The following is a 24,834-nucleotide window of genomic DNA, read 5'->3' as shown; positions in this document are numbered from 1 at the left end:
TATACTCTCCAAATTAGCTTTCAAAAACTAACTGAGGGACAACTTTTTTGAGTTCATCAACTGTTAAGGCACCTTGACGTAAGATTTTTGCCTTCTCACCTGATAAATCTACGATGGTGGAATCTTGGCCAGTAATAGCTTGATCATCCTCATAACCAGCAACTTCATGATCAAATGCAGCCTGGATTGATGCGAATTCTTTACCACTTTCATTTCCCGAAATATTTGCAGATGGCCCAATTAATGGGCCAGTCTTTTTAATCAAGTCAGCAGTAAGTGAATGGTTAGGCAGACGAAAACCAACAGTGCTTTTCCCAGAATTAATCCAAACGGGAACCTTATTATTTGCTTTCAAAATTATGGTTAAGGGACCAGGTAAAAAAGCCTCAAACAGATCCTTTAAGTAACTTGGTTGCTCTTTTGAAAACTCTAAAATAGTCTGATAATCAGCAACATTTAAATTCATAGCTTTATCTCTAGGCCGTTTTTTAAGTTGATAAACATGATTAACAGCAGTTTCATCTAATGCTTTCGCAAAAATACCATAAACTGTTTCAGTTGGTAAAACCAAGGCGCCACCATTATTTAAAATTTCTTCAAATTCTTCAATCAAGACAAATCATCCTATCCTTTCCAAAATAATCCTGTAACAGACGTACCCTTTTGTGAGGAAAGCTTGATTCTAACATTTCCCTTATGACTTTTCCCTGTTTGTAGCCTATTTCGAAGTAAAGCTTTCCATTTTCTTTGAGGTAGAAAGCGGCTTTTTCTATGATTTTTCGATAGATGGCATAGCCATTTTCCTCCGCAAAAAGGGCTAAGTGTGGCTCTGATTCCAAGACATTTATCCCAACTTCTTCCTTATCCTCAAAGGCGATATAAGGTGGATTGGAAACAATTATATCGAAGCTTCCTGTAATGGACCTAAAAATATCTGATTCCACAAATGTAATCTGACACCCTAACTGCTCTGCATTGTAGTTTGCTAAAGCCAAAGCTTCTGGAGAAATATCAGAAGCAAAAACATCCCAATCTGGACGCTCTTTTTTGAGGCTAATAGCAATGGCTCCGCTACCAGTTCCAATATCTAAAAGTCGCAAGCTTTGTGTGGAATTCTCCGCAAGAATCAAATCTACTAGTTCCTCTGTCTCAGGTCGTGGGATAAGAACGCGCTCATCGACTGACAGAACCAAATCACGGAAATATGCCTGACCAACAATATACTGGGGAGATCGATGCTGATTGAGTTCAGCCATAATAGCTTTCAATAATTCTTGGTCTTCAGGAGTTACTTCACGGTTTTGGTGTTGAATAAAATCTAAGGTTGACCATTTTTTTAATTCACGTAAGACGTAAACAAGGTTTTCTCGGTCTTCTCCTATGGCCTCTAGCTGATCACCGTAGGCTTTTAACTGCTTAGCATAATTCATTATTGATTCAAAGTTTCTAGTTTTTGAGTTTGGTCATACATAACGAGTGCATCAATCACTTCATCCATTTTACCTGACAAGATGGTATCTAATTTTTGCAAGGTTAAGCCAATGCGATGATCAGTCACACGGTTTTGAGGGAAATTATATGTTCGAATACGTTCTGAACGATCTCCAGTACCAATAGTTGATTTACGCTCAGCATCTTGCTCGTCTTGAGCAATTTGTGCAAAATGGTCAGCCACACGAGCTCGAATAATCTTCATGGCTTTATCTCTGTTTTTTTGCTGGGTTCGTTCTTCTTGCATCTCAACTTTGATATTGGTTGGGAGATGGACAATACGAACGGCCGTTGCTACTTTATTGACGTTCTGACCACCAGCTCCTGAAGCGTGATAAATATCAATTCTTAGATCTTTAGGATCAATGTCATACTCGACATCTTCGATTTCTGGCATAACCAATACAGTTGCCGTAGAAGTGTGGACACGTCCTTGACTTTCTGTCACAGGAACACGTTGCACACGGTGAGCTCCCGATTCATATTTTAGTTTTGAATAAACTGATTGACCAGAAACCATGGCTACCACTTCTTTAATTCCGCCAACACCATTGTATGATGCCTCCATTACTTCAAAGCGCCAGCCTTGTGATTCAGCAAAGCGTTGATACATATCCAAGAGATCTCCTGCAAAAAGTGCCGCTTCATCTCCACCAGCTGCACCACGAATTTCTAAGATAATATTTTTATCATCATTAGGATCTTTAGGTAGTAAGAGGATTTTTAATTTTTCTTCATAATCTTCTTTAGCGGCTTTTGATTCTTTTAATTCCTCTTTAGCCATTTCTTCAATTTCAGGATCGCCACCTGATTCTTTAATCATTTCTTCAGCATCTGAAATGGACTGAATAATATCTTTGTATTGGCGATATGTAGCAACTGTTTCTCTGGTATTCGCTTCTTCTTTTGATAATTCCATAAAGCGTTTGGTATCTGAAACAACCTCTGGGTCACTTAAGAGTTCCCCTAACTCTTCATATCTATCTTCAAGACTTTGTAGTTGATCATATATATTCATGTTATGAATCGTTCTCCTTAATCTTCATTAATCGGTGGGTGAAAATAATGTTTACGACAAACTGGAATGTAAGTTTCATTACCGCCAATTTGAATTTGTTCGCCTTCGTATATGGGACGATTGTCTTTCATCCGCAATTGCATAATGGCTTTTTTACTGCAATATTGACAAATCGTTTTGATTTCGTCAATTTTATCAGCTAGTAACAAAAGGTATTTGGAACCTTCAAAGAGTTCGTTTTGAAAATCATTTTTTAAACCAAAGGCCATAACTGGGACTTGCAATTCATCCACAACCCGTGCTAAATCATAAACATTTTTTTTGCTTAGAAACTGGCACTCATCAATCAAGACACAATATGGTCTATCGTCCAATGCATCAATGTAGTTAAAAATATCCATCTCATCTGTGATGGGTACTGCTTCTCTTCTCATACCAATTCGACTTGAAACGATGCCAAAACCATCCCTAGTATCAAGTGCACTTGTCATAATGACAACTGGTTTTCCTTGCTCTTCGTAATTGTGGGCAACTTTTAAAATCTCAATGGATTTACCTGAATTCATTGTCCCATACTTATAGTATAACTGAGCCACAATTGGGTCCTACCTTCTTCATTTATCTAAACTATTCTACCACAAAAGTCATCATTTTGCGATGTAAGCTTTCAAAGATTTAAGTTTCTAAAACTCTAATAGATACTATACGAAGACTATCCTTTTATGGGAAAAATACTTATTTACTAAATCCACTAACTTATTATGAAATGAAAATAATCCATTTTCATAATAGCGGTTTCAATAGTCAAAAATCCAAAAACATGGTAAAATAGATGCAGAAAAAGAAAGGAAGTCATGAAAATGCCATTTGTTACCATTGATTTATTTGAAGGGCGTAGCCAAGAACAAAAAATAGAACTCGCTCGTGAAGTCACAGAAGTGGTTTCAAGAATTGCTCAAGCACCAAAAGAAAACATTCATGTCATGATCAATGATATGCCTGAAGGAAGCTACTTTCCTCATGGAGAAATGAAAACCAAAAACTAGACTAAAAAGGCTAAAGCAATTTAGCCTTCTTTTTCTGATTCTTGCGCTACTTGTTTAAGGAGATTGCTATGCTTGTCACACATCAACTCAAAATGATGGGAACTCTAATTGATATACAAATTGATTCTGGCAGAGCTGACCAACAATTAACGACTGTTTGCCAACTCTTTGAAACCTATAAGAATCGATTCAGTGCCAATGATGCTGACTCAGAATTAATGGCCATTAATGACCATGCTGGTCAGAAAGCCATTGTTGTACACCCACAATTGTTTGAATTAATTCAAATTGGAAAAGAACACAGTTTAGCTGATACTAGCAACCTTAACATCGCCATTGGTCCATTAGTTCAAAGCTGGAGAATTGGCTTTTCAGATGCTCACCTTCCAAGCGATGCTACGATAAAAAAACAACTAGCGCTAACGAATCCAGAAAATATCATTCTTGATCACGAGAAATCATCCGTTTTTTTGACAGAGCCCGGTATGAAAATTGACCTAGGTGCACTTGCCAAAGGGTACATTGCAGACCTTATCATGGATTATCTCGTTCAAGACGGTATCAAAAGTGCCATGATTAATTTAGGAGGCAATGTTTTAGTCTATGGGGACAATAGCAAGCGTCCCGATGGTCTTTTTTACATCGGTATTCAACATCCTGAGAAAAAAAGAGGACATAATTTAGGTCTGGTTAAAATCAAAAACCAATCTGTAGTGACTTCCGGTATTTACGAGCGTCGCCTAAAAATTGCTGACAAAGAATACCATCACATTTTTGACAAAGAAACAGGTTACCCAATCGAAACAGATATGGCCTCCTTAACAATCATAGCTGACGCTTCCTTAGATTGTGAAATCTGGACAACGAGACTTTTTGGACTTGATAGTTTAAAGGTCTTTCACATTCTCAATCAGTTACCAACTATTGAAGGCATCATTGTAACTAAAGATAATCGCATAGCTGTTTCAAATGGTCTTAAAGATAAGTGGACTCTTCTATACAACTAAAAAAACTAAGCAGCACATCCTGCTTAGTTTTCTTTTGTATTACCATTAAAAATGAGATTTAAAAGTACCGCTGTTACTGTTGCAATGACAATCCCATTTGTCAAAAACATATTTGCGGTTGAAGGTAAACTTGCAAATAGGTTGGTTCCATTAAAGCCAACACCGGCTGAAATTGAAACAGCTGCAATAATAAAGTTATGTTCATTTCCTTGGAAATCAACACGATTTAACATTTGCATGCCTTGCAATGCTACCATACCAAATAAAACAAGCATTGCTCCACCAAGAACTGGGCTTGGAATCATTTGAGCTAAAGCTCCAAATTTTGGAAGTAAACCGATAACTACAAGAAAGGCTGCAGTGTAATAGATTGGACGTCTCGTTTTAATACCAGACAATCTAACCAATCCTACATTTTGAGAAAAACCTGTATAGGGGAAAGTATTAAAGATTCCGCCTAACAAAACAGCTAAACCTTCCGCACGGTAACCATTTCTTAAACGATTGCTATCAAGTGTTTCATCGGTAATATCAGATAGGGCTAAATATACACCTGTTGACTCCACCATCGAAACAATTGCAATAATACACATCATAACAATTGAAGTAATTTCAAATTTTGGTGCTCCAAAGTAAAATGGTGTTGGTACATGGACCCATGGGGCACTAGAAACAGCTGAAGTATCAACAAGTCCCATCAAGGCTGCAACCAGAGTTCCGGCAATTAAGCCAATTAAGATAGCAATTGATTTGATAAAGCCAGTCGCAAATTTTTGAATAGCCAAAATAATAAAAATAGTTAAAAAGGCTAAAATAAGGCTTTGACCTGTTGGTTTTGGTGTATTATTGCCCATATTTCCCATTGCAACTGGAATTAATGAAAGACCAATGGTTGTAATAACCGAACCTGTTACAATTGCTGGGAAGAAACGCGCAATTTTTGAAAAAACGCCTGCGATAAGAATGACAAAAAGACCTGAGGCAATCAAGGCACCAAACATAGCACCAGAACCTTGTTTAGCCCCAATAATTGATAGAGGTGCCACTGATTGAAAAGCACAACCAAGAACGACAGGTAGTCCCACTCCAAAGTACTTATTAAATTGCAACTGTAAAAAAGTTGCAAGGCCACACATGAAAATATCTGTTGAAATCAAATAAGTCAATTCTTTAGCAGAGTAACCTAAAGCTCCAGCAATCATGATGGGAACTAGAATAGAACCAGCATACATTGATAATAAATGTTGTAATCCTAAAATCGCTGATTGTGAATGTGAATGTTGTGTTTCCGTTTGCATTATGCGTCGGCCTCCATAAAGTTTAATCTTCCATTTTCAAAATTTTTGATACGTGCTAGAGAAGTAACCTTAACTCCCATATTTTCAAGTAATTGACGACCATCTTGAAATGACTTTTCAATCACAATGCCAACACCTTCAACACTGGCACCCGCTTGTTGAATAATTTCAATTAGGCCTTTTGCGGCTTGACCATTAGCTAAAAAGTCATCAATAATTAAGACTTTATCATCTTTACTCAAAAATTTACTTGCAATAGAAACCGTGCTGGTTACCTGTTTAGTAAATGAGTATACCTCCGCAGTTAAAATACCTTCGGTCATGGTGATATTTTTATGTTTCTTTGCAAAGATCATAGGGACTTTTAAAGCTTCCGCGACATAAACGGCTGGAGCAATACCAGATGCTTCGATTGTCACAACCTTCGTGATACCAGCATCCGCGTATGATTCAGCAAAAACTTTACCAATGTCACGCATCAAGTGATAATCCACTTGATGTGTTAGAAAACTATCAACCTTTAAAATGTTTTCGCCTAGAACGTTACCATCTTTTAAAATACGTTCTTCAAGTAATTTCATGATGACCTCTTTCTAAAAACAAAAAAAGCTTGCCACAAAACAAGAGGACACTACTCCTCCTGCTTTGCAAGGTTAAAACCAAGCAAGCTTTTTAGCTTACTTATTGTTAGACATTACGGTGTCTTGTAGAAACACTGCGCCAATTCACAGTATAAATAAGTAGTTTATTCAATTTTTGTTATGACTATCATATCACGAATTTCTGAAAATTCAAGACCTTCTTAGATAGAATCACCATTCCAGATGGAATTTTTGACAATAACGTAATCGACGCGACGAAGAGCAGCTAAATCTTTTCCTCCCGCATATGAAATTGAGGATTGCAAATCTTGTTTCATTTCTGTTAAGGTATCCGAAAGATGACCTTTTGTTGGTAATAAGATTTTTTTACCTTCAACATTTTTGTGTTCTCCCTTTTGATACTCAGATGCTGAACCATAGTATTCTTTAAAGGTTTCACCATCGATTTCAACGAGTTTACCAGGACTTTCAAGATGTCCTGCAAAAAGCGAACCAATCATGACCATAGTTGCACCAAATCGGATAGACTTGGCAATATCTCCATGAGTGCGAATACCACCATCCGCGATTATTGGTTTACGCGCAGCTTTGGCACACCAACGTAAAGCAGCTAATTGCCAGCCACCTGTTCCAAAACCAGTTTTAACTTTTGTGATACATACTTTACCAGGTCCGATGCCAACTTTTGTTGCATCTGCTCCTGCATTTTCCAATTCACGTACTGCTTCAGGTGTCCCAACATTGCCAGCGATAACAAATGTCTCTGGTAATTCTTTTTTGATGTGCTGAATCATCTTGATAACACTATTGGCGTGTCCATGGGCGATATCAATTGTCACAAATTCAGGGGCATCTTCTTTTAAAGAAGTGACAAAATCGTATTCATATTCCTTTACACCAACTGAAATGGAAGCAATCAAGTTTTGCTCATGCATGCGCTTAATAAAAGGCTTACGGCTTTCTTCATCGAATCGATGCATGATATAAAAATAACCATCTTTTGCTAATTGTTCAGCAATCGTTTCGTCAATGATCGTTTGCATATTAGCTGGTATGACTGGTAATTTAAAACTGTATTTTCCAAGTTGAACGCTTGTATCAGCCTCAGAACGACTATTAATGATACACTTATTAGGAATTAATTGAATATCTTCATAATCAAATACAGGCATGTCATTAAACATAAGTTTTTCTCCTTTTAAAAGACATTGATGTGTTCTAAAATCACATCAAAACAATAATTAAATGACCTTCCTATAATCTCTAAAAGAGACATCGCTAGGTAAAAACTTACCCTTCCTAGAGATATTTTACAGCAACGTTTATTTTTTGTCAATTTTTCAGGATATAATTTTCGTTTTGTTCGGATTTTAATCAAAAAATCTCCCTAGTTTGCTAGGGAGACTTCTTTTTACATATCACTTAAATCTTGACCATTTGTTTTAATCACTTTTTGATACCAGTAGAAAGAATCTTTACGGTAACGATTCAAAGTTTTTAAGTCAAATTCATCACGGTCAACATAAATAAAGCCATAACGTTTTTTGATACCTTCATGTGTTGAAATCAAATCGATAGCTGACCATGGATTATAGCCAAGCATTTCTACGCCATCACTGATGGCTAATTGAATTTGTTCAATATGGGCGCGTAAATAATTAATGCGGTATTGGTCATGAATTTTACCATCTTCTGTTAAGGTATCATAGGCACCAAGACCATTTTCTGTTACCAACATTGGAAGGCGGTAACGGCTATACATTTCTCTCATTGTCGCACGGAATCCCATTGGGTCAATTTCCCATCCGAATTCTGTTTTTGGAAGATTTGGATTATCTGTTCCACGATAGAAACCTGCTTCACCTCGTTGTGTTTGTTGATCTGCAGAAGGATCAAGTGTCTCACTACCGTCAGATGCTTCAACAGTTGCTGTATTATAGTAGTTAAAACCAATAAAATCAGGTTTTCCTGCTTGCATAGTTGCCAAGTCATCTGCAGTCACCTCTGGAGTTGCATCCAATTCCTCAAGATATGCCCATACAAGAGAGTTATAAACACCATGTACTGCAGCATCAAGATACAACCAGTTACGAATAGCATTATAGTTTTGTGCCGCTAAAACATCTTCTGGTTTTGAAGAGGCAGCATAAACGAGTGAAATATTAGGAGCTGGACCAATTTTTGCTTCTGGAAGCATTTCATGACAAATTTGCATGGCTTTGGCTTGTGCTACAAGTTGGTGGTGATTTTGTTGGTAAATTTCTTTGGTAAGATTTGTTGTTCCTTCTGGAACATGTAAGGTTCCGATAACTGGTCCAACTAATGTCAACATGTTTTGTTCATTAATGGTTAACCAATACTTAACACGGTCTCCAAACTCTTTGAAGAGAACTGTTGCGAATTCAGCAAACCAATCAATGGATTCACGTTTTGACCAAGACCCTTTTTCATCTAATGCAGCAGGCATATCAAAATGGAACATGGTTACAATTGGCTCAATATCATATTTTAAACACTCATCAATGAGCTGATTATAAAAATCAACCCCTGCTTGATTGACACGTCCTGTGCCCTCAGGCAAAATACGTGTCCATGAAATTGAAAAACGATAGGATTTAAATCCCATTTCCGCCATTAAGGCAATGTCCTCTTTAAAACGATGGTAATGATCTACAGAGACAGACAAATCAGAAGTTCCTTCAGGAATTTCCTTAACATCTTGACATGATGGTCCTTTACCATCTTCTAAAGCTGCTCCTTCAACTTGGTAAGCTGAGGTAGATGCCCCCCAAAAGAAGTCTTCAGGAAAAGGTTTCAAAGTTTTATGCAACATCAGATAATCTCCTTTTATATCGTGATACTTATATTATATCTTTCTTTTTCTAAAAAAACTAATAATATAAAAGGTATTCATGATACTATTATAGGATTTTAAAAAAACTGACCGTAGTCAGCTTTTAGGGTTTGATTAACTTTTCCTTGATTAAATAATCTTTAGCAACTTGATTAGCCGATTGACCTTGGACAGAAACTTTATAATTCATATTTTGCATTTCGGTTTCTGAAATTTTTCCAGATAATCGATTTAAAATTGTCTTTAATTCAGGATGTTTTTTGAGTAAACTTCTTTTCAGTAATGGCGCACCCTGGTATGGAGGAAAAAGGTGTTTATCATCTTCAAGTACTTTTAAATGATACTTACGGAGTTCTGCATCTGTAGAATAGGCATCTGTAACCTGAATATCATTGGAAGCAATGGCTTGATAACGTAATGCTGGCTCCATGGTTGAAACCTGCAACTGCAAACCATATGTTTCTTGCAAACCTTTATTGCCATCTGGTCGGTCTTTAAACTCTAAAGTGAAACCTGCTTTAATCTGATTCTGGTAAGGAAGCAAGTCAGATATCTTCCGCCACTTCTTCTCCTGCGCTAAGCTTTCCGGAACAGCAATAGCATATGTGTTTTGATAGGCAAAAGGCTTTAATAAAACCAATTGGTCTTGTTTAGCGATACCATCTCGAGCATCTTCATAAACCTTTTTTGGATCATTTGAAAGACTTGGTTTCTCCTCTAAGAGACTTGAGGTAATGGTCCCCGTAAACTCAGGATATATATCAATATCACCAGATTTCAAGGCCTGATATAAGAAGGTTGTTTTACCAAAATTTGATTTAACCTCAACCTGTAAATCAGTATGGTTTTCAATCATTTCTTTGTAAAGATTAATTAAAATATCAGGTTCTGCCCCTAACTTACCAGCAATGACAATCCTTTCTTTTTCTTTATGGAATCTTGAAAAGATTTTTGGACTGTAAGATGCTAGAAGAGCAATGACAATCAGTGAAAAAGCAAGTAATATTTTCCTTAAAGAAGCCTTTTCCAGGTATTGCAAAATGCTATTAAACAAGATAGCTAACAGAGCTGACGAGATGGCACCAATCAGAATCAATGAGGTATTATTTCGGTCAATACCAAGCAGTATGAATGTCCCTAAACCACCTGCACCAATTAAAGAAGCTAAAGTTGCCGTCCCAATAATCATGACAGCAGACGTTCTGACGCCTGACATGATAACAGGCATAGCGATAGGAATTTCAAATGTCTTAAGTCGTTCCCATTTTGACATACCAAATGCAGTTCCTGCTTCCACTAAACTAGGCTCAATACCATTCAAGCCTGTAATCGTGTTTTGAATGATAGGAAATACAGCATATATCACCAAGGCACTAACTGCTGGTATCGTTCCAATTCCCATCAAAGGAATAAATAATCCCAAAAGAGCTAATGATGGTATGGTTTGAAAAACACCCGTTAATTGGAGAACAAAATCAGACCAACGTTTACTTTTAGTGAGTAGGCTTGCCAGAGGAATTCCTATTAATATAGCAATCAAGAGAGAGAGTAATGAGATTTGAAGGTGTTCACCAAGTGCCTTTAGCCATTCCGAAAAACGGTCTTCAAAGGTCAAAAGCAATTCATTCATATCCTTCACCTCCAAATAGATTCGCTACAAAATCATTGGCAGGATTTGCCATAATGACTTCTGGACTATCGATTTGAATAATCTCACCCTGGTCTAATATGGCTACACGATCACCTAATTTAATGGCTTCTTTAAGGTCATGTGTAACAAAAACAATGGTCATATCAAAATCATGATGCAATTCGATCATAAGATCTTGTAGTTGCTTTTTGGAAATTGGGTCTAATGCCGAAAAAGGTTCATCCATTAATAATATTTTAGGATGAGAAATGATAGCACGGACAATTCCAACACGTTGTTGTTCCCCACCTGAAAGATCTCTAGGATAACGATGGCTATATTTTTCAGCATCCAGACCAACTCTATTTAATAAATCATTTGTTCTTTGCTCAATCTCATCTTTCGACCAATTTTTCATTTTGGGAATGATGGCAATATTTTCTGCTACGGTTAGATTGGGAAATAAGGCAATTTGTTGTAAAACATAGCCAATTTGCAGACGCATATCCCTTAAATGCATTTCTTTCTGTGCTTTACCATTTAGAAAAATCTCACCAGAACTTGGTTCAACCAGATGATTAATCATTTTTAACAAAGTCGTTTTACCGGAACCACTTGAACCAACTAGGACAAAAAATTCCCTATCTTTGATATGAAAACTTTGCTCTTTTAGAACCAGACTTTTTCCAAAAGACTTTGACACATTATCAAATCGAATCATAAGGCCTCCATTTCCTTTTTTAGGGCTTGAGTATATTTACTGAATAGTGTTTGGAAAAGCTGTCTTTCTTCATTACTAAGTGTTGATAAAGCTCTAACCTCAACTGTCTCTAAAGGATCTAGAATTTTTTTTGAAATTTGATTTCCTTTTTCTGTTAATTTCACTAGCTTTTGTCGTTTATCATTTTCAGTTGAAACCAGTTCAATATAGCCCTTTTTTTGCCATACTTGAATAGTTGCATTAACAACTTGCTTAGACAGAAGGGTTTTCTCTACCAAATAGCTTTGTGATACACCCTTTTGATTATAGTATATCCAAAGAAGTAATTGTAAGCTTCTACCTTGCAAACCATTCTCTTTGGCGTAGTTCTCATAAATACTTTTTTGTTGATCTAAAATTCTAACAATTTTTTTAGATTCTATTTTAACAGTTTCCATTCTATTCTCCTAACAAAACAATTGCTTTCCCAATTGACTCCCCATTTTCTAAATAATAATGTGCATCCTGTATTTCTTCAAGTTTAAACACTTTTGGTTCCGGTATGTGAACATTATTTTTAGAGATTATTGTAAATAACTCTTGAATTGAAGCTTGATTCACATTTCCTGAGTAGAATGTGGTTAAATATATGTTGTTCTTTAAAGCATCAATGGGGTCAAAATCTCTTAAAAACCATTGACCACCCAGTTGACCACTTGAACAGACTATACCACCTGTAGTCATTAATAGAATACTATCACTTATTGTTTTTGGTCCAACGAGATCTAGCATTTTTGAAAATGTCAAATGTGTCATCACTTTACCATTTTTTTCAATAAATACATCTTTAAAACCAAGTCTTTTCAACTCTTCGCATTTCTTTTCATTTCGAACGCTTGCATAAACCGGAACTTCAGGGAATAGTGCTTTCATTAAACAAAGAAAAGCAATTCCTACTCCTGATGATCCAGCTCGTACCAGTACGGTATCATTTTGGCTAATCCTCAATTGTTTCAAGGAACCATAAGCTGTGTAAAAGGTTTCAGGGAGTGCGGCTAATAACTGCCAAGATAAATTAGAATCTATGGCATAGAGTGAATTATTTGGAACTAAAACATACTCAGCATAAGACCCATCATAATCCCTGCCCATTTCACCCATGATTGAAATCACTTTTTGGCCAACTTGGAATTTTTGGGTATCTGACGTTTCTTCAACAATACCAACACACTCAATTCCTAAAACCCTAGGAAAGACAACACTTGGCGAATAGCCTCGTCTTGTAAAAATTTCTGAACGATTAATTCCGAATCCTTTAACCTTTACCAAAGTCCAACCCGTCTTAATTTTAGGTTTTGGAAGATAGACAAGATTTAAAACTTCTGGACCGCCAGCATTTTTGACTTGAATAGCTTTCATTTGTTGCCTCACTTTAATTATCAATCGACAATAACCATTAATGGTCAAATATTTTTACTAATCATAACCTAAACAATCGATATAGTCAAATATTTTTACTATTTAAACTGTAAAAAAGTTGACCAAGATTAACCAATTACCTCCAAAGGAGATAAGGCATATCTTAGTCAACTTTTTTAGATTAAGTTTAGCTTTGCAAAGGCATTATACAGACCATCTTCAGCAACATCGTCTGTTATCATATCAGCCATCGCTAAAATTTCCGGGCCACCGTTTCCCATAGCAACACCTATGGCACAATAGTCCAGCATAGGAATATCAATTTTAGCATCACCAAAAGCAATTGTATCTTTTTGATTTAGACCTAAATGATTAATCAGAACATCTACAGCATGAGCTTTATTAATGTCTTTCACTCCCAAATCTCCAAATAAGGCCGTTTCTCCTCGGCCACCCCACGTGTGGGCTTCCAAATTTGGGAATTCCTCAACAGAGTCAAGATGATCCTGATAAGAATTTAAGATAAAGGATACTTTGTTTAGATCGTCTCGATATAAATTTCCACCATAAACCAGTCCATGCAAGGCATCTTCAGCTTCTTGATCCTTGACTTCTTCCTCAGTTTTCCCTTTTCTCATTGCATAGGTTTTTAAAACTGGTCTTGCAGCTTCTTTAAAATTTTCACTGGCAAAAAGACCATTATTAGATTCTAAATAAAACTCAAGTCCTCGTTCATGAAGCCAATCAACAATGTGTTTACTGTCTTCTTTTGAAATCAACTGATGCATAATGACTTCATTATGATGTTCTACATAAGAACCATTCCCACCAATCATTCCATCTAAACCAATATTCCAAATCATTTCTGGCATTTCAGCTCTGCTTCGACCAGTACATACATAAACTAGGTGTCCATTTTCACGAGCTTTTTTTATGGCTTTAATTGCTGATTCTGGAATGACATTGTCATAATCAACAAGTGTTCCGTCAACATCTAAAAAAATAACTTTTTGCGTCATTTCATCACCTCATATTATTGATAGTTTTATTATATAATTCTTTAAACTAGCTTTTCTAGGCTTTTGTTGTGATTTACTGATACTTTCCTATGACCTTAGTTCCATTAATTGCTATTTTCCCTCAAAATCGTTATCATTATCTTATGATAAAAAGATTTCCTATTTTAGCACTTTTTGATGCTGACCATCTCTTTCAAAAATTCGCTTTTGAAAAGCTTAAAGAAACTTTCCATGATCTTTTCTTAATGGATATTATTGACCAGAAGGAAAGTTATGATATCAACAATTATTCTGGTGTCTTCTCTTTTTCATCACTAGAAGTCAGCTGTCCACTCTTGCTTTTTTCAGAACAGGAGACAGGTGATGACCTGTCATTTTATATTAGTCCAAGTACTTTTGAAAATGGGCAGAGCAGCTTAGATTTAAGTAGACACTTGATTCAATTTTTTCAGCAATTAAACGATGCTCTTTTAAATCAGTTTCCCTACCAAATGCGACTTGCCCATCAAAATGGGGATTTTATTTGGCATAATCAACAATTTAACGGAAGCTTTTTTCCAGATCAAGAAAGCACTTTGGAAGCTTGGATATTAAGCCAATTTCAAAATCAAAAGAATTTATCTGAAAAACATTTCTTGCTACCATCTGCATCTTTAGACCATATTTATTTTCAGTCCTATTTTGCACTCAGAAATCAAGAAGGACAATACTTAGGTAGTTTTGACATGGTTCAAGATTTGAAGCCAATTCTTGCTCAATATTTAGAAGAGACAGCACAAGCCATTGTCGGTTGGTCAGACGTCACTTCAGGTCCATCCATTTCAAATGATTAATAAAAGAAGTAGGAGATAATCCTACTTCTTTTATTAATCTCGAAAAACAGGTTGTGGCCCATAACTTTGTGATACTGGCATGATTTCAATACGATTAATATTGACATGTTCTGGTTGACTCAGAATCCAAGATACCGTTTTAGCAATATCAATTGGCTGAATAGCATGAGCACCTTCATAAAGGTTCTTTACTCTTTCTTCATCCCCATTAAATCGAACTGATGAGAATTCAGTCCCTTCACAGAGACCAGGTTCAATGTTAGAAACTCTAATTTTGCTTCCAGCTAAATCAGCTCTAAGATTTAAAGAGAATTGTTTAACAAAAGCTTTTGTTGCTCCGTAAATATTCCCACCAGGATAAGGAATGGTTCCCGCAGTTGACCCTAAATTAATAATCGTCCCAGAATTTCGTTCAACCATTTGAGGAAGGATTTTTTGAGTAAGATAGGTTAAACCAACAATATTAGTGTTAATCATCGTCATCCAATTGGAAAAATCAGCCTCAAAGGCTTTGTCCAAACCTAGGGCTAAGCCTGCATTGTTAATCAGAACGTCAATTTCCTGCCATTCTTTTGGAAGTTTAGCCAATGCTTCATCGATACTATTAGTCTTAGACACGTCCATCTCTAATGGGAAAAAATGTGAACTACCAAATTGTTCTTCCAATGATTTCAAAATTGACATACGACGAGCTGCACCGATAACACGATACCCTTCCTTAACCAATTCCGTAACAATGGATAAACCAAATCCAGCAGAAGCTCCTGTCACTAAAGCAATTTTCTTCATCTTCCTACTCCTTCTAAAAAGAAAGAGTAAAACCTTGTTTCAAAACAAGATTTCACTCTTTCTAAAGTCTATTTAGCTTCGATAGCTTGAGCAGCTGTAATAATACCTAATTTATAAATATCTTCTGCACTTGATCCACGTGATAGGTCATTAACAGGTTTGTTTAAGCCTTGAAGAATTGGACCAATAGCATCAAACATCCCTAAACGTTGAGCAATTTTATAACCAATATTTCCAGATTGTAAATCAGGGAAAATAAAGGTATTAGCTTTACCTGCAACGTCTGAATCTGGTGCTTTGATTGCTGCTGTTTCTGGAACAAATGCAGCATCAAATTGTAATTCACCATCCAAAGCTATTTGAGGATTTAAACTCTTAGCGATTTGTGTTGCCTCTGCAACCTTATCAACTTGTGGAGCTTTTCCTGATCCTTTTGTAGAGAAACTTAACATTGCAATTTTTGGATCAATATCAAAAATTGCAGCTGTTTCAGCTGTATTGACAGCAATTTCAGCTAATTCTTGTGCATTTGGATCAATATTAATGGCACAGTCTGCAAAAATATAACGTTCATTTGTGTTTTCGCGGTTCATCAAGAATACGCCTGATGTGCGAGAAATACCTGGTTTTGTTTTAATAATTTGTAGAGCTGGACGAACTGTATCAGCTGTTGAATGAATGGCACCTGAAACCATACCATCAGCCAAGCCCATTTTAACAAGCATTACACCAAAATAGTTGACATCTCTTAAGAGTTTATCAGCATCTTCAATCGTTGCTTTTCCTTTACGAATCTCAACAAATTCTGCTTTCATTTTTTCAAAATCAGCATAATCTTCTGGATTAATAATTTGGTAATCTTGATCAGCAAAGCCTAATTTAGTCAATAAAGCTCGAATGTCCTCTGCTTTTCCTAAAATGATAGGCTCAACTAAGCCTTCAAATTTTAAACGTGCAGCAGCTCGAACAACACGTTCATCATTGCCTTCAGGAAAAACGATTTTAACATTTTTACCGACAACTTTTTCTTTCAAACTACCAAATAAACTTCTAATACTCATTATTTAACCCCTCAATTTATTTTTTCTGTAAATCTATGATAACGTTCTCAAAGTCTTCTGTCAAATTTATTGTATGAATACTTTCATTTTCTGTAAACGGATTATAGAAACTCAAAAAATGGCAATGCAAGGCTTGACGTTCAATTCCTAAATCCATTCTACCACCATAAAGGTCATCTCCCAAAAGTGGAAAACCAATATGTGAAAAATGAACTCTAATTTGGTGTGTTCTTCCGGTATGTAATTTGATATCTACCAAATGAACATTTTCAGCAAAACGTGCAACAACTTCATATGTCGTTTTAGCATATTTTCCCATTGGATCAACTGTGCGAGTGATGATACTATCCTTAGAACGGCCAATCGGCTCTACAATTTCCCCAAAATCAGGCAATTGTCCATTTCCTGAAACCAAAGCAAAATACCGTTTTTCTATGGACCTTTTTTGAAGCTGTTTATCTAATCTTGCATGGGCATAACCATGCTTAGCAAATAGCATTAAACCGCTCGTGTCCCTGTCCAATCGTGTAACGATATGCACTTGTTTGTTGGGATAATTTTGCTCAAAATAGTAAGCTTTTATAAAATTAGCAATCGTGTTTGAATGGATAGCGCTTGGAATACTGGCATAGCCAACTGGTTTATTCAATACTAAAAAATGATCATCTTCATAAACAATATCCAAAGGATGGGGTACTGCTTCTAATTTTTCAAAAGGAAGTTCATCAGGTATGTGTATGGTTACAACATCACCAACATCAACTAAATAAATGGCATTTTGTTCTTGTCCATTAACCAGAATATTGCCACCCTTATATTTAACTTTTGCTAATAAGCCTTTAGAAACATCATGACTTTTTAGAAGCGTTTTCACTTTGGACCTTTTATCCGCAATAAAATCAAACCTCATGATTCAATCTCACCAATAAAAGCATCTTTTACCCTTTCCCAGAAACTAGTGTGACTAGGTGTTGATACAAAATTGATTTTTTTAGAATCTAAAAAGTATTCTGCTTTGACCACATTCTTGACGTTATAGGTTTTATTATCAACTGATATTGTATAAATACCTGTTCGTTGCGGTACAATTTCAATGGTATCTTTTTTAGGGATAATAAGTGAGGAACCAATTGTTCGAAAGACGAGATTATTCAGACTTGAAATTTCAGTCAATTGTAAGGCTTCTATTGTCGGATGCAAAATAGCACCACCAAGTGATTTGTTGTATGCTGTACTTCCTGTAGGGGTTGAAACAGACATACCATCCCCTCGGAAACTCTCAAATTTAACCTTGTTGATATAAACATCTGCAACCATTGTTTTTTCAATCCGTTTAATTGTTGCTTCGTTTAAGGCACGCGCAGTTATGACTCGACCACTGTCTAGCGTAATGACCACTTTTAAAATAGGGTAGGATACTTTTTCCCCCTTATTATTGCGGAGATTTTCAACTAATTCATCGATTTCGAAGTCACGATAATCCGTATAAAATCCTAAATGCCCTGTATGAATCCCTACAAATTTAACTGTATCCAGTTGATCTTCGTACATGTGAAATGCTGATAACAACATCCCATCTCCACCTATTGTAATAACAATATCAGGATTCTTTTTGGAAAGATAAAAATCAGGATCGTCTTTAAAAATGGCAAACAATTTGGAAGCAACACGTTTACTATGATAGTTGCCATTTGCGATAATTGCTACTCGTGTTACCTTATCTGTATAATTCATCTGTGTCATCACTATTTCCTAAACCATCACTATAACTACGACTACCTGGATCAAATAAGAGCTGAGCTTCACGAATATCATCACGAATTTTTCGCATTTCTTCATCCAATTCTAAAGCTATTTTTGCTGTTCTAGATAGTCTTTTTTTAATTTCTTCCGGAAATTCCCCTTTATATTTATAATTAAGCGAATGTTCTATGGTTGCCCAAAAATTCATGGCTAAGGTCCTAATTTGAATTTCTGCTAAAACACGTTTTTGTCCATCAATGGTATCGACCGGATATTCAACAATCACATGATAGGAACGATAGCCACTGGCTTTCATATTTCTAATATAATCACGTTCATAAACAATCGTCATATCTTGTCGTTGTCGTAAGAGGTTTAGAACTTCTTCAATATCATCGACAAACTGAACCATAATACGGAGACCTGCAATGTCCTGAATATCGCGTGCGATATTTTCCTCTAAGACACCGCGAAGCTGCATTTTTTGCTTAATACTATCAACAGATTTAACTCGACCTGTTACGAATTCAATGGGTGAGTAACGATTTTGCTTTCGAAATTGCTTCCGAATGCCTCTGAGTTTAATCTTTAATTCACCAACGGTTTGAATGTATGGGTCTAAAAATTCTTCCCAATCTAAAGCCACGTTATCACACCTTTCTTGTCAATCATAGAACTTTAATATAAAATTGAAATAACAACTAATTATAGCATAAAATAATCTAAAAGGAACGTGACATGTCTAACCTAGAAATTGAATATAAGACACTATTAACGAAAGATGAATATCAACGATTATTACGACAAATGACCCATGTTAATCCCATTAATCAAACCAATTATTATATTGACACACCACAGTTTGATTTGAAAGCTAATCGAATGTCTCTCAGAATTCGTACGCTTCCACACCAAGCAGAGCTAACCTTAAAGGTTCCTGAAAAAGTTGGAAATCGTGAATATAATTTATCTTTAAGCCATGAAGAAGCTAAAGAGATTTTAAAGACGTGCCAACTTCCTCAGTCCGATATCCTTGATGTGATTCAAAATACAGGCATAAACTCAGATGATTTAATTAATTTTGGACAACTCACTACACTTCGTAGAGAAGAAACAACTGCTATTGGTAAAATGGCATTGGACTTAAACCAATATGCAACTATTGTAGATTATGAACTCGAGCTTGAAGTTGAGGATGCTGAAAGCGGAGAAAAAGCATTTTATGATTTTTTGGAAAAAAATAAGATTACTTTTAAATATGCCAAAAGCAAAGTGGCTCGCTTTAGCCAAACACTTTCTCATCAAAAATAATATGACAGAAAAATGCAATTTTTCTGTTTTTTTGTTAAAATAATAGTGTTTATTATAACCTATGAGTAGAAACAACAAAATTTCTACTCTATCATTTAAGCAAGGAGCAAAAATAATCATGACTGAACGATATGCTGACAAGCAAATCAAACTGTTTTCTCTTACTTCAAATCTCCCTATCGCGGAAAAAATTTCTGAGGCATCAGGGATTCCACTAGGAAAAATCACTTCTCGTCAATTTTCAGATGGTGAGATAATGATTAACATTGAAGAAACTGTTCGTGGTGATGATATCTATATTGTCCAATCAACAAGTTTCCCAGTGAATGATAACCTTTGGGAACTTCTTATCATGATTGATGCATGTAAACGTGCGAGTGCAAATTCTGTAAACGTTGTCCTTCCTTACTTTGGTTATTCTCGTCAAGATCGTGTGTCAAAATCCCGCGAACCAATCACTGCTAAGTTAGTTGCAAATATGTTAACAAAAGCCGGTATTGATCGTGTTCTTACGCTTGATCTACATGCTGTTCAAGTTCAAGGTTTCTTTGATATTCCAGTAGACAACCTTTTCACTGTTCCACTTTTTGCTACTCACTATCATCAAAAAGGCTTATATGGTGAAGATGTGGTCATTGTTAGCCCCAAAAACTCAGGAATCAAACGTGCTAGAGCTCTTGCTGAACTTTTAAATTCGCCAATTGCCATTATTGATTACGCTGAAGATGAAGCCGGTCGTGAAGAAGGTTATATCATTGGTGAGGTTGAAGGTAAAAAAGCGATTATCATAGATGATATCTTGAACACTGGTATTACTTTTGCTGAAGCCGCTAAAATTTTGGACAGAAGCGGTGCAACAGATATTTATGCAGTTGCTAGTCACGGACTCTTTGCAGGTGGTGCTGCAGATATTTTAGATACAGCTCCTATCAAAGAAATTATTATTACAGACTCTGTCCTAACGGAAAACAAAAAACCACAAAATCTACATTATCTCTCAGCAAGTCAATTAATCGCGGATGCTATTATCCGCATTCATGAGAGAAAACCATTAAGTCCATTATTTGAATTCCATGCAGATGAAAAATAAAGCTTCTATTTACTTTGATAATGCTGCTACTACGCCTCTAACGGATTCTGTTATTGAAGCGATGACAACAGTTATGAAAGACACTTTTGGAAATCCCTCTAGCATTCATGCTTTCGGTCGGGAATCCAACAAACTTTTGAGGGAAAGTCGTCAAGATATTGCTCAATTATTGAAAGTACCTGCTAGAGATATTATATTTACCTCAGGTGGTACTGAAAGTAATAACACCGCTATAAAAGGCTATGCTTTAGCAAATCAAAACAAGGGAAAACACCTTATCACTACGGCTATTGAACACCATTCTGTCCTTCATACTATGGCTTATCTTGAAAAAACCTTTCATTTCGAAGTCACTTATTTGACACCTAAAAATGGACATATCAGTGCAGAGCAAGTAAAGGAAGCATTACGTGAGGATACCATACTAGTTAGCATTATGGCTGCAAACAACGAAACAGGTGACTTACTACCGATTGCTGAAATCGGAGAATTGTTAAGGGATCATCCAGCTGCTTTTCATGTTGACGCGGTTCAATTGATGGGGAAAAGACCAATCTATCCATTGGAGTTAGGAATTGATTTTTTATCAGCTTCAGCTCATAAATTCCACGGTCCAAAAGGGATAGGTTTCCTTTTCTCTCATTCAAATCACTTTGATGCTCTGCTTCATGGCGGAGACCAAGAAGAAAAAAGACGCGCTAGCACAGAAAACTTAATTGGTATTATTGGAATGGTCAGAGCCTTAAAAGATGCATATGCTGAAATGGATAATAACTGGAACAAGATTGAGGAGTTATCTCGTCAACTACTGAGTCAGTTAGAGGGTATTCCATTTTATCTTAATAAAAATCAACCATCCTTACCACATGTGCTAAATATTGGTTTTCCAAACCATCAAAACGGCATCCTTTTAACCAGATTAGACATTGACAATATTGCTATTTCCACTGGTTCGGCATGTACTGCAGGGACCGTTGAACCTAGTCACGTTTTAGAGGCTTTCTACGGTCAAGGAGCCACTCAATTAGACGAATCTGTAAGAATTTCTCTGTCTGATCAGAATAGCTCTGAAGAAGTCATCCAAGTGACAGATAGCATTAAGAAAATTATCGGAGGATAAAAATGGCATTTGAAACAACAATTCATTTAACCGATTGTAAGTATTCCTATACTATCAGCCCAAAGATTAAAAAATATACTTTACGAGATACAACTTTTTCGGAAACAAAAATTGGCCACTATGAGTTAACAAGACTTTTAGAAAAAGTGCCAAATTCAGGCGAAGGCTTTCCATTGAAAATTACCATCAACAAGGACTTAACTTCCTTTAAGTTAGCTATTACTGATCAATCTGGTTTAAGAATGGTAAATATTTTTAAATCAGAAGAACATAAAATTTTGCAAGATAAGTTTTATTTCTTAATGGATAGTCTTGTGGAACGTGATATCTTTATAAAGAATACTGTTAGTTAGTTTACAAAAAAGAAAAATGAAGGATTTCTATGATTGAAATTATCTATCTGAACGAAAGCAAACAAGAAAAATTGCTCACCTTTCCTGATTTTTCAGAATTAGAGAGAGCTCAGCATTCTTGCGATATTTCAACACCAGATTATCTAAAAATTGTTTCCTTAACCATTAATGGTCAAAAAATCGATTATCAAGGAAATTATGGCGATTTATACTTTTTCTTATTAAAGGAAAAGCACACCTTTTTTTAATATCAGATAGGAACCATTTATGTGAAAATGGTTCTTTTCTCATTAAAATTTGTAATTTTTGTCTTATTTATGAATATCTTTACGCAAATCATTGCATTATTCACAAAGTATTTGTTACAATAGTAACATGATAATAATAGGAATTTCCTAAAGGAGCAAAAAAGTGGCTATTGATAAATCTATTCCAAAAGCGACAGCAAAACGCCTGTCCTTATACTATCGAATTTTTAAACGCTTTTACGCTGATCAAGTGGAAAAAGCTAGTTCCAAACAAATCGCAGATGCAATGGGGATTGATTCTGCAACAGTTCGTCGTGATTTTTCCTATTTTGGTGAACTTGGACGACGCGGCTTTGGGTATGACGTCACCAAATTGATGAACTTTTTTGCAGATTTGTTAAATGATCACTCTACGACTAACGTTTTATTAGTTGGATGTGGTAATATTGGTCGAGCACTCTTGCACTACCGTTTCCATGACCGTAATAAAATGCAAATCTCAATGGGATTTGATGTTGATGATCATCCAATGGTTGGTACTAAAACAGCTGATGGTATTCCCATTTACGGAATCTCAACCATCAATGACCATGTCAAAAAAGCAGATATTGAGACAGCCATTTTAACTGTACCAAGTACACATGCACAAGAGGTAGCTGATCAATTAATTGAAGCTGGTATTCGAGGGATTCTTAGTTTTTCTCCGGTGCATCTCCAAGTACCAAAAGGTATTATTGTGCAATACGTTGATTTGACAAGTGAATTGCAAACACTACTCTATTTTATGAATCAATCACAGGATTAAAGAGTTTGAACACGAATATGAAAAAGCCAATTATTGGTATTACAGCAAATCAAAGACTGAACATAGCGCTTGATGATCTTCCTTGGACTTACGCACCTGCAGGCTTTTCAGAGGCAGTCATCAAATCTGGAGCCACACCACTTTTGCTTCCAATTGGTGATGAAGAGGCTGCGAAAACCTATGTATCTTTAGTTGATAAAATCATTATAATAGGTGGCCAAAATGTTGATCCCCAATTTTATAATGAAGAAAAAGCTGCATATGATGATGATTTTTTGTTAGAACGCGATTTGTTTGAAATGGCAATCATTGAGGAAGCCATGAAACAAAACAAACCGGTTCTAGGGATTTGTCGTGGCATGCAGCTAATGAATGTTTATTTGGGTGGTTCTTTACATCAAAACATTGCTAACCATTGGCAACATGCTCCATCAGATTCTTTGAACCATAGCATCACAATTGAAGCTGAATCATTTTTACAAGCTATCTACGGTGATAAACCATTTATCAACTCCTTTCACCACCAAAGTATCAAAGTATTGGCAAAAGATTTGAAAGTCATTGCTTTTGATCCTCGTGATGAAACAATTGAAGCCGTAGTCAGCACCAATCCTAAAATCCCATTTATTGGGGTTCAGTGGCATCCTGAATTATTACAAGCTGCTCGTCAAGAAGATTTAAGATTATTTGATTATTTTATTAATGAGTTTACCTCTTAAAAAATGTCAGATTTTTCTCGAAAACTATAATATTGTTTTTTTCCAACGATGATGTGATCTAGGCAGTTTATGCCCAAGTGATCACATGATCGTTTTATTTTTTTAGTAAATGCAACATCATTTTCGCTGGGAATGGTCAAACCTGACGGATGATTATGAACAACAATCAAACTAGTTGCCATATTGCGGCAGGCGAAATGTAAGATTTCCCTTGGTTCTGCAATGGAACGTCTGACACTACCTATAAAAATAGTTTTTTCCTCTATGATACGATTTTGTGTGTCCAGATAGATAGCAATCAGATGTTCTTGTTTTTTATCACCTAACTCGTGCATCATTCGTTTAGCCACTTGGTAACTTGATAAAATCTGAATAGAGTGGGAAGATTTTGCTTTTTGGATACGATGGCATAGTTCTACCATTGCTTTCAATTCTATCGCTTTTACTTTTCCAATCCCTGGTAATCGTTGTAATTCTTGTAGAGATAATTTATCGAAATCTGCTAGACTCTCCAAACAATGTAAAATATGCGAAGCTAACTCCATAACATGTTTTTCTTTATTTCCAGTCCGCAGTAAGATGGCTAATAATTCTTGGTGACTGAGTTGTTCAACACCATATTGAACAAGTTTTTCTCTTGGTAAAAGTGTGTCTTTATTTAGTTTAACAGCATACATA

The 24,834-nt window shown here is 35.9% G+C and carries 29 protein-coding genes and 1 riboswitch; of the genes, 10 read left to right on the top strand and 19 right to left on the bottom strand.

The genetic code is table 11. From position 1 onward, the window contains the following. Positions 1-13: 13 nt before the first annotated feature. From DQM95_RS04790 to DQM95_RS04775, 4 genes are read right to left on the bottom strand one after another with little or no spacing between them, the layout of a single operon-like run. Positions 14-610, bottom strand: a complete 597-nt coding sequence (locus DQM95_RS04790; protein ID WP_037592513.1) for an L-threonylcarbamoyladenylate synthase — start codon at positions 608-610, stop codon at positions 14-16. Next, complete coding sequence (prmC, locus tag DQM95_RS04785; RefSeq protein WP_046391271.1) at positions 606-1,430, bottom strand: peptide chain release factor N(5)-glutamine methyltransferase; 825 nt, start codon at positions 1,428-1,430, stop codon at positions 606-608. The genes DQM95_RS04790 and prmC overlap by 5 nt, the downstream gene beginning before the upstream one ends. Continuing rightward, positions 1,430-2,509 (bottom strand): peptide chain release factor 1, encoded by a 1,080-nt coding sequence (prfA, locus tag DQM95_RS04780; protein WP_037592208.1) that lies wholly within the window; start codon positions 2,507-2,509, stop codon positions 1,430-1,432. Before prfA ends, prmC begins: the two co-directional genes overlap by 1 nt. Before the next feature lie 17 nt (positions 2,510-2,526). After that, positions 2,527-3,105, bottom strand: coding sequence for a thymidine kinase (locus DQM95_RS04775; protein ID WP_037592210.1), 579 nt, complete (start codon positions 3,103-3,105; stop codon positions 2,527-2,529). Between the two features lie 264 nt (positions 3,106-3,369). On the opposite strand from DQM95_RS04775, the gene DQM95_RS04770 reads away from it, so the two are divergent. Together DQM95_RS04770 and DQM95_RS04765 are read left to right on the top strand one after the other, a co-directional pair. Next, a complete protein-coding gene (locus DQM95_RS04770; protein WP_012658371.1) occupies positions 3,370-3,555 on the top strand; it encodes a 4-oxalocrotonate tautomerase in 186 nt (61 codons plus the stop codon). Positions 3,556-3,623: 68 nt separating this feature from the next. Further along, positions 3,624-4,562, top strand: coding sequence for an FAD:protein FMN transferase (locus DQM95_RS04765; RefSeq protein WP_037592213.1), 939 nt, complete (start codon positions 3,624-3,626; stop codon positions 4,560-4,562). 23 nt (positions 4,563-4,585) lie between these two features. On the opposite strand, the gene DQM95_RS04760 is transcribed toward DQM95_RS04765, so the two are convergent. From DQM95_RS04760 to DQM95_RS04720, 9 genes are all read right to left on the bottom strand, one after another. Further along, positions 4,586-5,860, bottom strand: coding sequence for a nucleobase:cation symporter-2 family protein (locus DQM95_RS04760; RefSeq protein ID WP_012658369.1), 1,275 nt, complete (start codon positions 5,858-5,860; stop codon positions 4,586-4,588). Then, positions 5,860-6,441 carry a xanthine phosphoribosyltransferase gene (locus DQM95_RS04755; RefSeq protein WP_037592215.1) on the bottom strand — a complete coding sequence of 194 codons (582 nt, stop codon included), beginning with the start codon at positions 6,439-6,441 and terminating at the stop codon, positions 5,860-5,862. Before DQM95_RS04755 ends, DQM95_RS04760 begins: the two co-directional genes overlap by 1 nt. An 83-nt stretch (positions 6,442-6,524) precedes the next feature. Beyond that, positions 6,525-6,620: riboswitch (purine riboswitch) on the bottom strand. Between the two features lie 42 nt (positions 6,621-6,662). Then, complete coding sequence (gene guaC / locus DQM95_RS04750) at positions 6,663-7,646, bottom strand: GMP reductase (protein ID WP_037592216.1); 984 nt, start codon at positions 7,644-7,646, stop codon at positions 6,663-6,665. Positions 7,647-7,873: 227 nt separating this feature from the next. Then, positions 7,874-9,295 (bottom strand): glycoside hydrolase family 1 protein, encoded by a 1,422-nt coding sequence (locus DQM95_RS04745; protein WP_037592217.1) that lies wholly within the window; start codon positions 9,293-9,295, stop codon positions 7,874-7,876. 124 nt (positions 9,296-9,419) lie between these two features. Then, positions 9,420-10,946 (bottom strand): ABC transporter permease/substrate-binding protein, encoded by a 1,527-nt coding sequence (locus DQM95_RS04740; protein WP_037592218.1) that lies wholly within the window; start codon positions 10,944-10,946, stop codon positions 9,420-9,422. Continuing rightward, positions 10,939-11,667 (bottom strand): ABC transporter ATP-binding protein, encoded by a 729-nt coding sequence (locus tag DQM95_RS04735; RefSeq protein WP_037592219.1) that lies wholly within the window; start codon positions 11,665-11,667, stop codon positions 10,939-10,941. The genes DQM95_RS04740 and DQM95_RS04735 overlap by 8 nt, the downstream gene beginning before the upstream one ends. Continuing rightward, positions 11,664-12,104 (bottom strand): MarR family winged helix-turn-helix transcriptional regulator, encoded by a 441-nt coding sequence (locus tag DQM95_RS04730; RefSeq protein ID WP_037592220.1) that lies wholly within the window; start codon positions 12,102-12,104, stop codon positions 11,664-11,666. The genes DQM95_RS04735 and DQM95_RS04730 overlap by 4 nt, the downstream gene beginning before the upstream one ends. Position 12,105: 1 nt before the next feature. Continuing rightward, positions 12,106-13,065 (bottom strand): zinc-binding alcohol dehydrogenase family protein, encoded by a 960-nt coding sequence (locus tag DQM95_RS04725; protein WP_037592221.1) that lies wholly within the window; start codon positions 13,063-13,065, stop codon positions 12,106-12,108. Between the two features lie 176 nt (positions 13,066-13,241). After that, positions 13,242-14,084 (bottom strand): Cof-type HAD-IIB family hydrolase, encoded by an 843-nt coding sequence (locus DQM95_RS04720; protein ID WP_012658361.1) that lies wholly within the window; start codon positions 14,082-14,084, stop codon positions 13,242-13,244. An 89-nt stretch (positions 14,085-14,173) separates the two neighbouring features. On the opposite strand from DQM95_RS04720, the gene DQM95_RS04715 reads away from it, so the two are divergent. Further along, positions 14,174-14,917 (top strand): hypothetical protein, encoded by a 744-nt coding sequence (locus tag DQM95_RS04715; RefSeq protein ID WP_230081952.1) that lies wholly within the window; start codon positions 14,174-14,176, stop codon positions 14,915-14,917. Positions 14,918-14,950: 33 nt separating this feature from the next. Here DQM95_RS04715 and DQM95_RS04710 read toward each other — a convergent pair whose 3' ends face one another. From DQM95_RS04710 to DQM95_RS04690, 5 genes are all read right to left on the bottom strand, one after another. Further along, entirely contained in the window at positions 14,951-15,706 is a 756-nt protein-coding gene (locus DQM95_RS04710) for an SDR family NAD(P)-dependent oxidoreductase (protein ID WP_037592222.1), read from the bottom strand. A 68-nt stretch (positions 15,707-15,774) separates the two neighbouring features. After that, positions 15,775-16,767: a phosphate acetyltransferase gene (gene pta, locus DQM95_RS04705; protein WP_037592223.1), complete on the bottom strand. Its 993-nt coding sequence runs from the start codon at positions 16,765-16,767 to the stop codon at positions 15,775-15,777. A gap of 16 nt (positions 16,768-16,783) precedes the next feature. Further along, a complete protein-coding gene (locus DQM95_RS04700) occupies positions 16,784-17,677 on the bottom strand; it encodes an RluA family pseudouridine synthase (protein ID WP_037592224.1) in 894 nt (297 codons plus the stop codon). After that, on the bottom strand, positions 17,674-18,510 hold the full coding sequence (locus DQM95_RS04695) for an NAD kinase (RefSeq protein WP_012658356.1): 837 nt from the start codon (positions 18,508-18,510) through the stop codon (positions 17,674-17,676). The genes DQM95_RS04700 and DQM95_RS04695 overlap by 4 nt, the downstream gene beginning before the upstream one ends. Further along, positions 18,485-19,156 (bottom strand): GTP pyrophosphokinase, encoded by a 672-nt coding sequence (locus DQM95_RS04690; protein ID WP_012658355.1) that lies wholly within the window; start codon positions 19,154-19,156, stop codon positions 18,485-18,487. Before DQM95_RS04690 ends, DQM95_RS04695 begins: the two co-directional genes overlap by 26 nt. Before the next feature lie 92 nt (positions 19,157-19,248). Between DQM95_RS04690 and DQM95_RS04685 the strand changes: the two genes are divergently transcribed. The 7 genes from DQM95_RS04685 to DQM95_RS04655 all read left to right on the top strand — a co-directional run bounded on the left by DQM95_RS04685 (position 19,249) and on the right by DQM95_RS04655 (position 24,156). Further along, on the top strand, positions 19,249-19,821 hold the full coding sequence (locus DQM95_RS04685) for a CYTH domain-containing protein (RefSeq protein ID WP_037592225.1): 573 nt from the start codon (positions 19,249-19,251) through the stop codon (positions 19,819-19,821). A gap of 118 nt (positions 19,822-19,939) precedes the next feature. Further along, positions 19,940-20,911, top strand: coding sequence for a ribose-phosphate diphosphokinase (locus DQM95_RS04680; protein WP_037592226.1), 972 nt, complete (start codon positions 19,940-19,942; stop codon positions 20,909-20,911). Continuing rightward, on the top strand, positions 20,901-22,031 hold the full coding sequence (locus DQM95_RS04675) for a cysteine desulfurase family protein (protein WP_037592516.1): 1,131 nt from the start codon (positions 20,901-20,903) through the stop codon (positions 22,029-22,031). The genes DQM95_RS04680 and DQM95_RS04675 overlap by 11 nt, the downstream gene beginning before the upstream one ends. Before the next feature lie 2 nt (positions 22,032-22,033). Continuing rightward, complete coding sequence (locus DQM95_RS04670; RefSeq protein ID WP_037592227.1) at positions 22,034-22,384, top strand: DUF1831 domain-containing protein; 351 nt, start codon at positions 22,034-22,036, stop codon at positions 22,382-22,384. A gap of 29 nt (positions 22,385-22,413) precedes the next feature. Next, a complete protein-coding gene (locus DQM95_RS04665) occupies positions 22,414-22,632 on the top strand; it encodes a DUF4649 family protein (protein WP_012658350.1) in 219 nt (72 codons plus the stop codon). Positions 22,633-22,795: 163 nt separating this feature from the next. Then, the gene (locus tag DQM95_RS04660; protein ID WP_012658349.1) at positions 22,796-23,437 is read left to right on the top strand and encodes a redox-sensing transcriptional repressor Rex; all 642 of its coding nucleotides are present in this window, start codon (positions 22,796-22,798) and stop codon (positions 23,435-23,437) included. A gap of 17 nt (positions 23,438-23,454) precedes the next feature. Continuing rightward, positions 23,455-24,156, top strand: coding sequence for a gamma-glutamyl-gamma-aminobutyrate hydrolase family protein (locus DQM95_RS04655; protein WP_037592228.1), 702 nt, complete (start codon positions 23,455-23,457; stop codon positions 24,154-24,156). Here the strand turns inward: DQM95_RS04655 and radC are convergent. Continuing rightward, the gene (gene radC, locus DQM95_RS04650) at positions 24,153-24,833 is read right to left on the bottom strand and encodes a RadC family protein (RefSeq protein ID WP_037592229.1); all 681 of its coding nucleotides are present in this window, start codon (positions 24,831-24,833) and stop codon (positions 24,153-24,155) included. The two genes, DQM95_RS04655 and radC, sit on opposite strands and share 4 nt — an antisense overlap. Position 24,834: the final 1 nt, after the last annotated feature.

It is taken from the genome of Streptococcus uberis, from assembly GCF_900475595.1.
GTDB lineage: Bacteria > Bacillota > Bacilli > Lactobacillales > Streptococcaceae > Streptococcus > Streptococcus uberis.
This window is presented reverse-complemented; position numbering and strand designations above follow the sequence as displayed.

Coding starts and splice junctions, on each gene's coding strand:
- DQM95_RS04745 (WP_037592217.1), bottom strand. CDS start 9,295: ATGTTGCATAAAACTTTGAAACCTTTTCCTGAAGACTTCTTTTGGGGG.
- DQM95_RS04735 (WP_037592219.1), bottom strand. CDS start 11,667: ATGATTCGATTTGATAATGTGTCAAAGTCTTTTGGAAAAAGTCTGGTT.
- DQM95_RS04710 (WP_037592222.1), bottom strand. CDS start 15,706: ATGAAGAAAATTGCTTTAGTGACAGGAGCTTCTGCTGGATTTGGTTTA.
- DQM95_RS04675 (WP_037592516.1), top strand. CDS start 20,901: ATGAAAAATAAAGCTTCTATTTACTTTGATAATGCTGCTACTACGCCT.
- DQM95_RS04720 (WP_012658361.1), bottom strand. CDS start 14,084: ATGACGCAAAAAGTTATTTTTTTAGATGTTGACGGAACACTTGTTGAT.
- DQM95_RS04760 (WP_012658369.1), bottom strand. CDS start 5,860: ATGCAAACGGAAACACAACATTCACATTCACAATCAGCGATTTTAGGA.
- DQM95_RS04700 (WP_037592224.1), bottom strand. CDS start 17,677: ATGAGGTTTGATTTTATTGCGGATAAAAGGTCCAAAGTGAAAACGCTT.
- DQM95_RS04695 (WP_012658356.1), bottom strand. CDS start 18,510: ATGACACAGATGAATTATACAGATAAGGTAACACGAGTAGCAATTATC.
- DQM95_RS04740 (WP_037592218.1), bottom strand. CDS start 10,946: ATGAATGAATTGCTTTTGACCTTTGAAGACCGTTTTTCGGAATGGCTA.
- DQM95_RS04655 (WP_037592228.1), top strand. CDS start 23,455: ATGAAAAAGCCAATTATTGGTATTACAGCAAATCAAAGACTGAACATA.
- DQM95_RS04665 (WP_012658350.1), top strand. CDS start 22,414: ATGATTGAAATTATCTATCTGAACGAAAGCAAACAAGAAAAATTGCTC.
- DQM95_RS04765 (WP_037592213.1), top strand. CDS start 3,624: ATGCTTGTCACACATCAACTCAAAATGATGGGAACTCTAATTGATATA.
- DQM95_RS04685 (WP_037592225.1), top strand. CDS start 19,249: ATGTCTAACCTAGAAATTGAATATAAGACACTATTAACGAAAGATGAA.
- DQM95_RS04755 (WP_037592215.1), bottom strand. CDS start 6,441: ATGAAATTACTTGAAGAACGTATTTTAAAAGATGGTAACGTTCTAGGC.
- DQM95_RS04725 (WP_037592221.1), bottom strand. CDS start 13,065: ATGAAAGCTATTCAAGTCAAAAATGCTGGCGGTCCAGAAGTTTTAAAT.
- DQM95_RS04670 (WP_037592227.1), top strand. CDS start 22,034: ATGGCATTTGAAACAACAATTCATTTAACCGATTGTAAGTATTCCTAT.
- DQM95_RS04770 (WP_012658371.1), top strand. CDS start 3,370: ATGCCATTTGTTACCATTGATTTATTTGAAGGGCGTAGCCAAGAACAA.
- prmC (WP_046391271.1), bottom strand. CDS start 1,430: ATGAATTATGCTAAGCAGTTAAAAGCCTACGGTGATCAGCTAGAGGCC.
- pta (WP_037592223.1), bottom strand. CDS start 16,767: ATGAGTATTAGAAGTTTATTTGGTAGTTTGAAAGAAAAAGTTGTCGGT.
- guaC (WP_037592216.1), bottom strand. CDS start 7,646: ATGTTTAATGACATGCCTGTATTTGATTATGAAGATATTCAATTAATT.
- prfA (WP_037592208.1), bottom strand. CDS start 2,509: ATGAATATATATGATCAACTACAAAGTCTTGAAGATAGATATGAAGAG.
- DQM95_RS04680 (WP_037592226.1), top strand. CDS start 19,940: ATGACTGAACGATATGCTGACAAGCAAATCAAACTGTTTTCTCTTACT.
- DQM95_RS04730 (WP_037592220.1), bottom strand. CDS start 12,104: ATGGAAACTGTTAAAATAGAATCTAAAAAAATTGTTAGAATTTTAGAT.
- DQM95_RS04715 (WP_230081952.1), top strand. CDS start 14,174: ATGACCTTAGTTCCATTAATTGCTATTTTCCCTCAAAATCGTTATCAT.
- radC (WP_037592229.1), bottom strand. CDS start 24,833: ATGTATGCTGTTAAACTAAATAAAGACACACTTTTACCAAGAGAAAAA.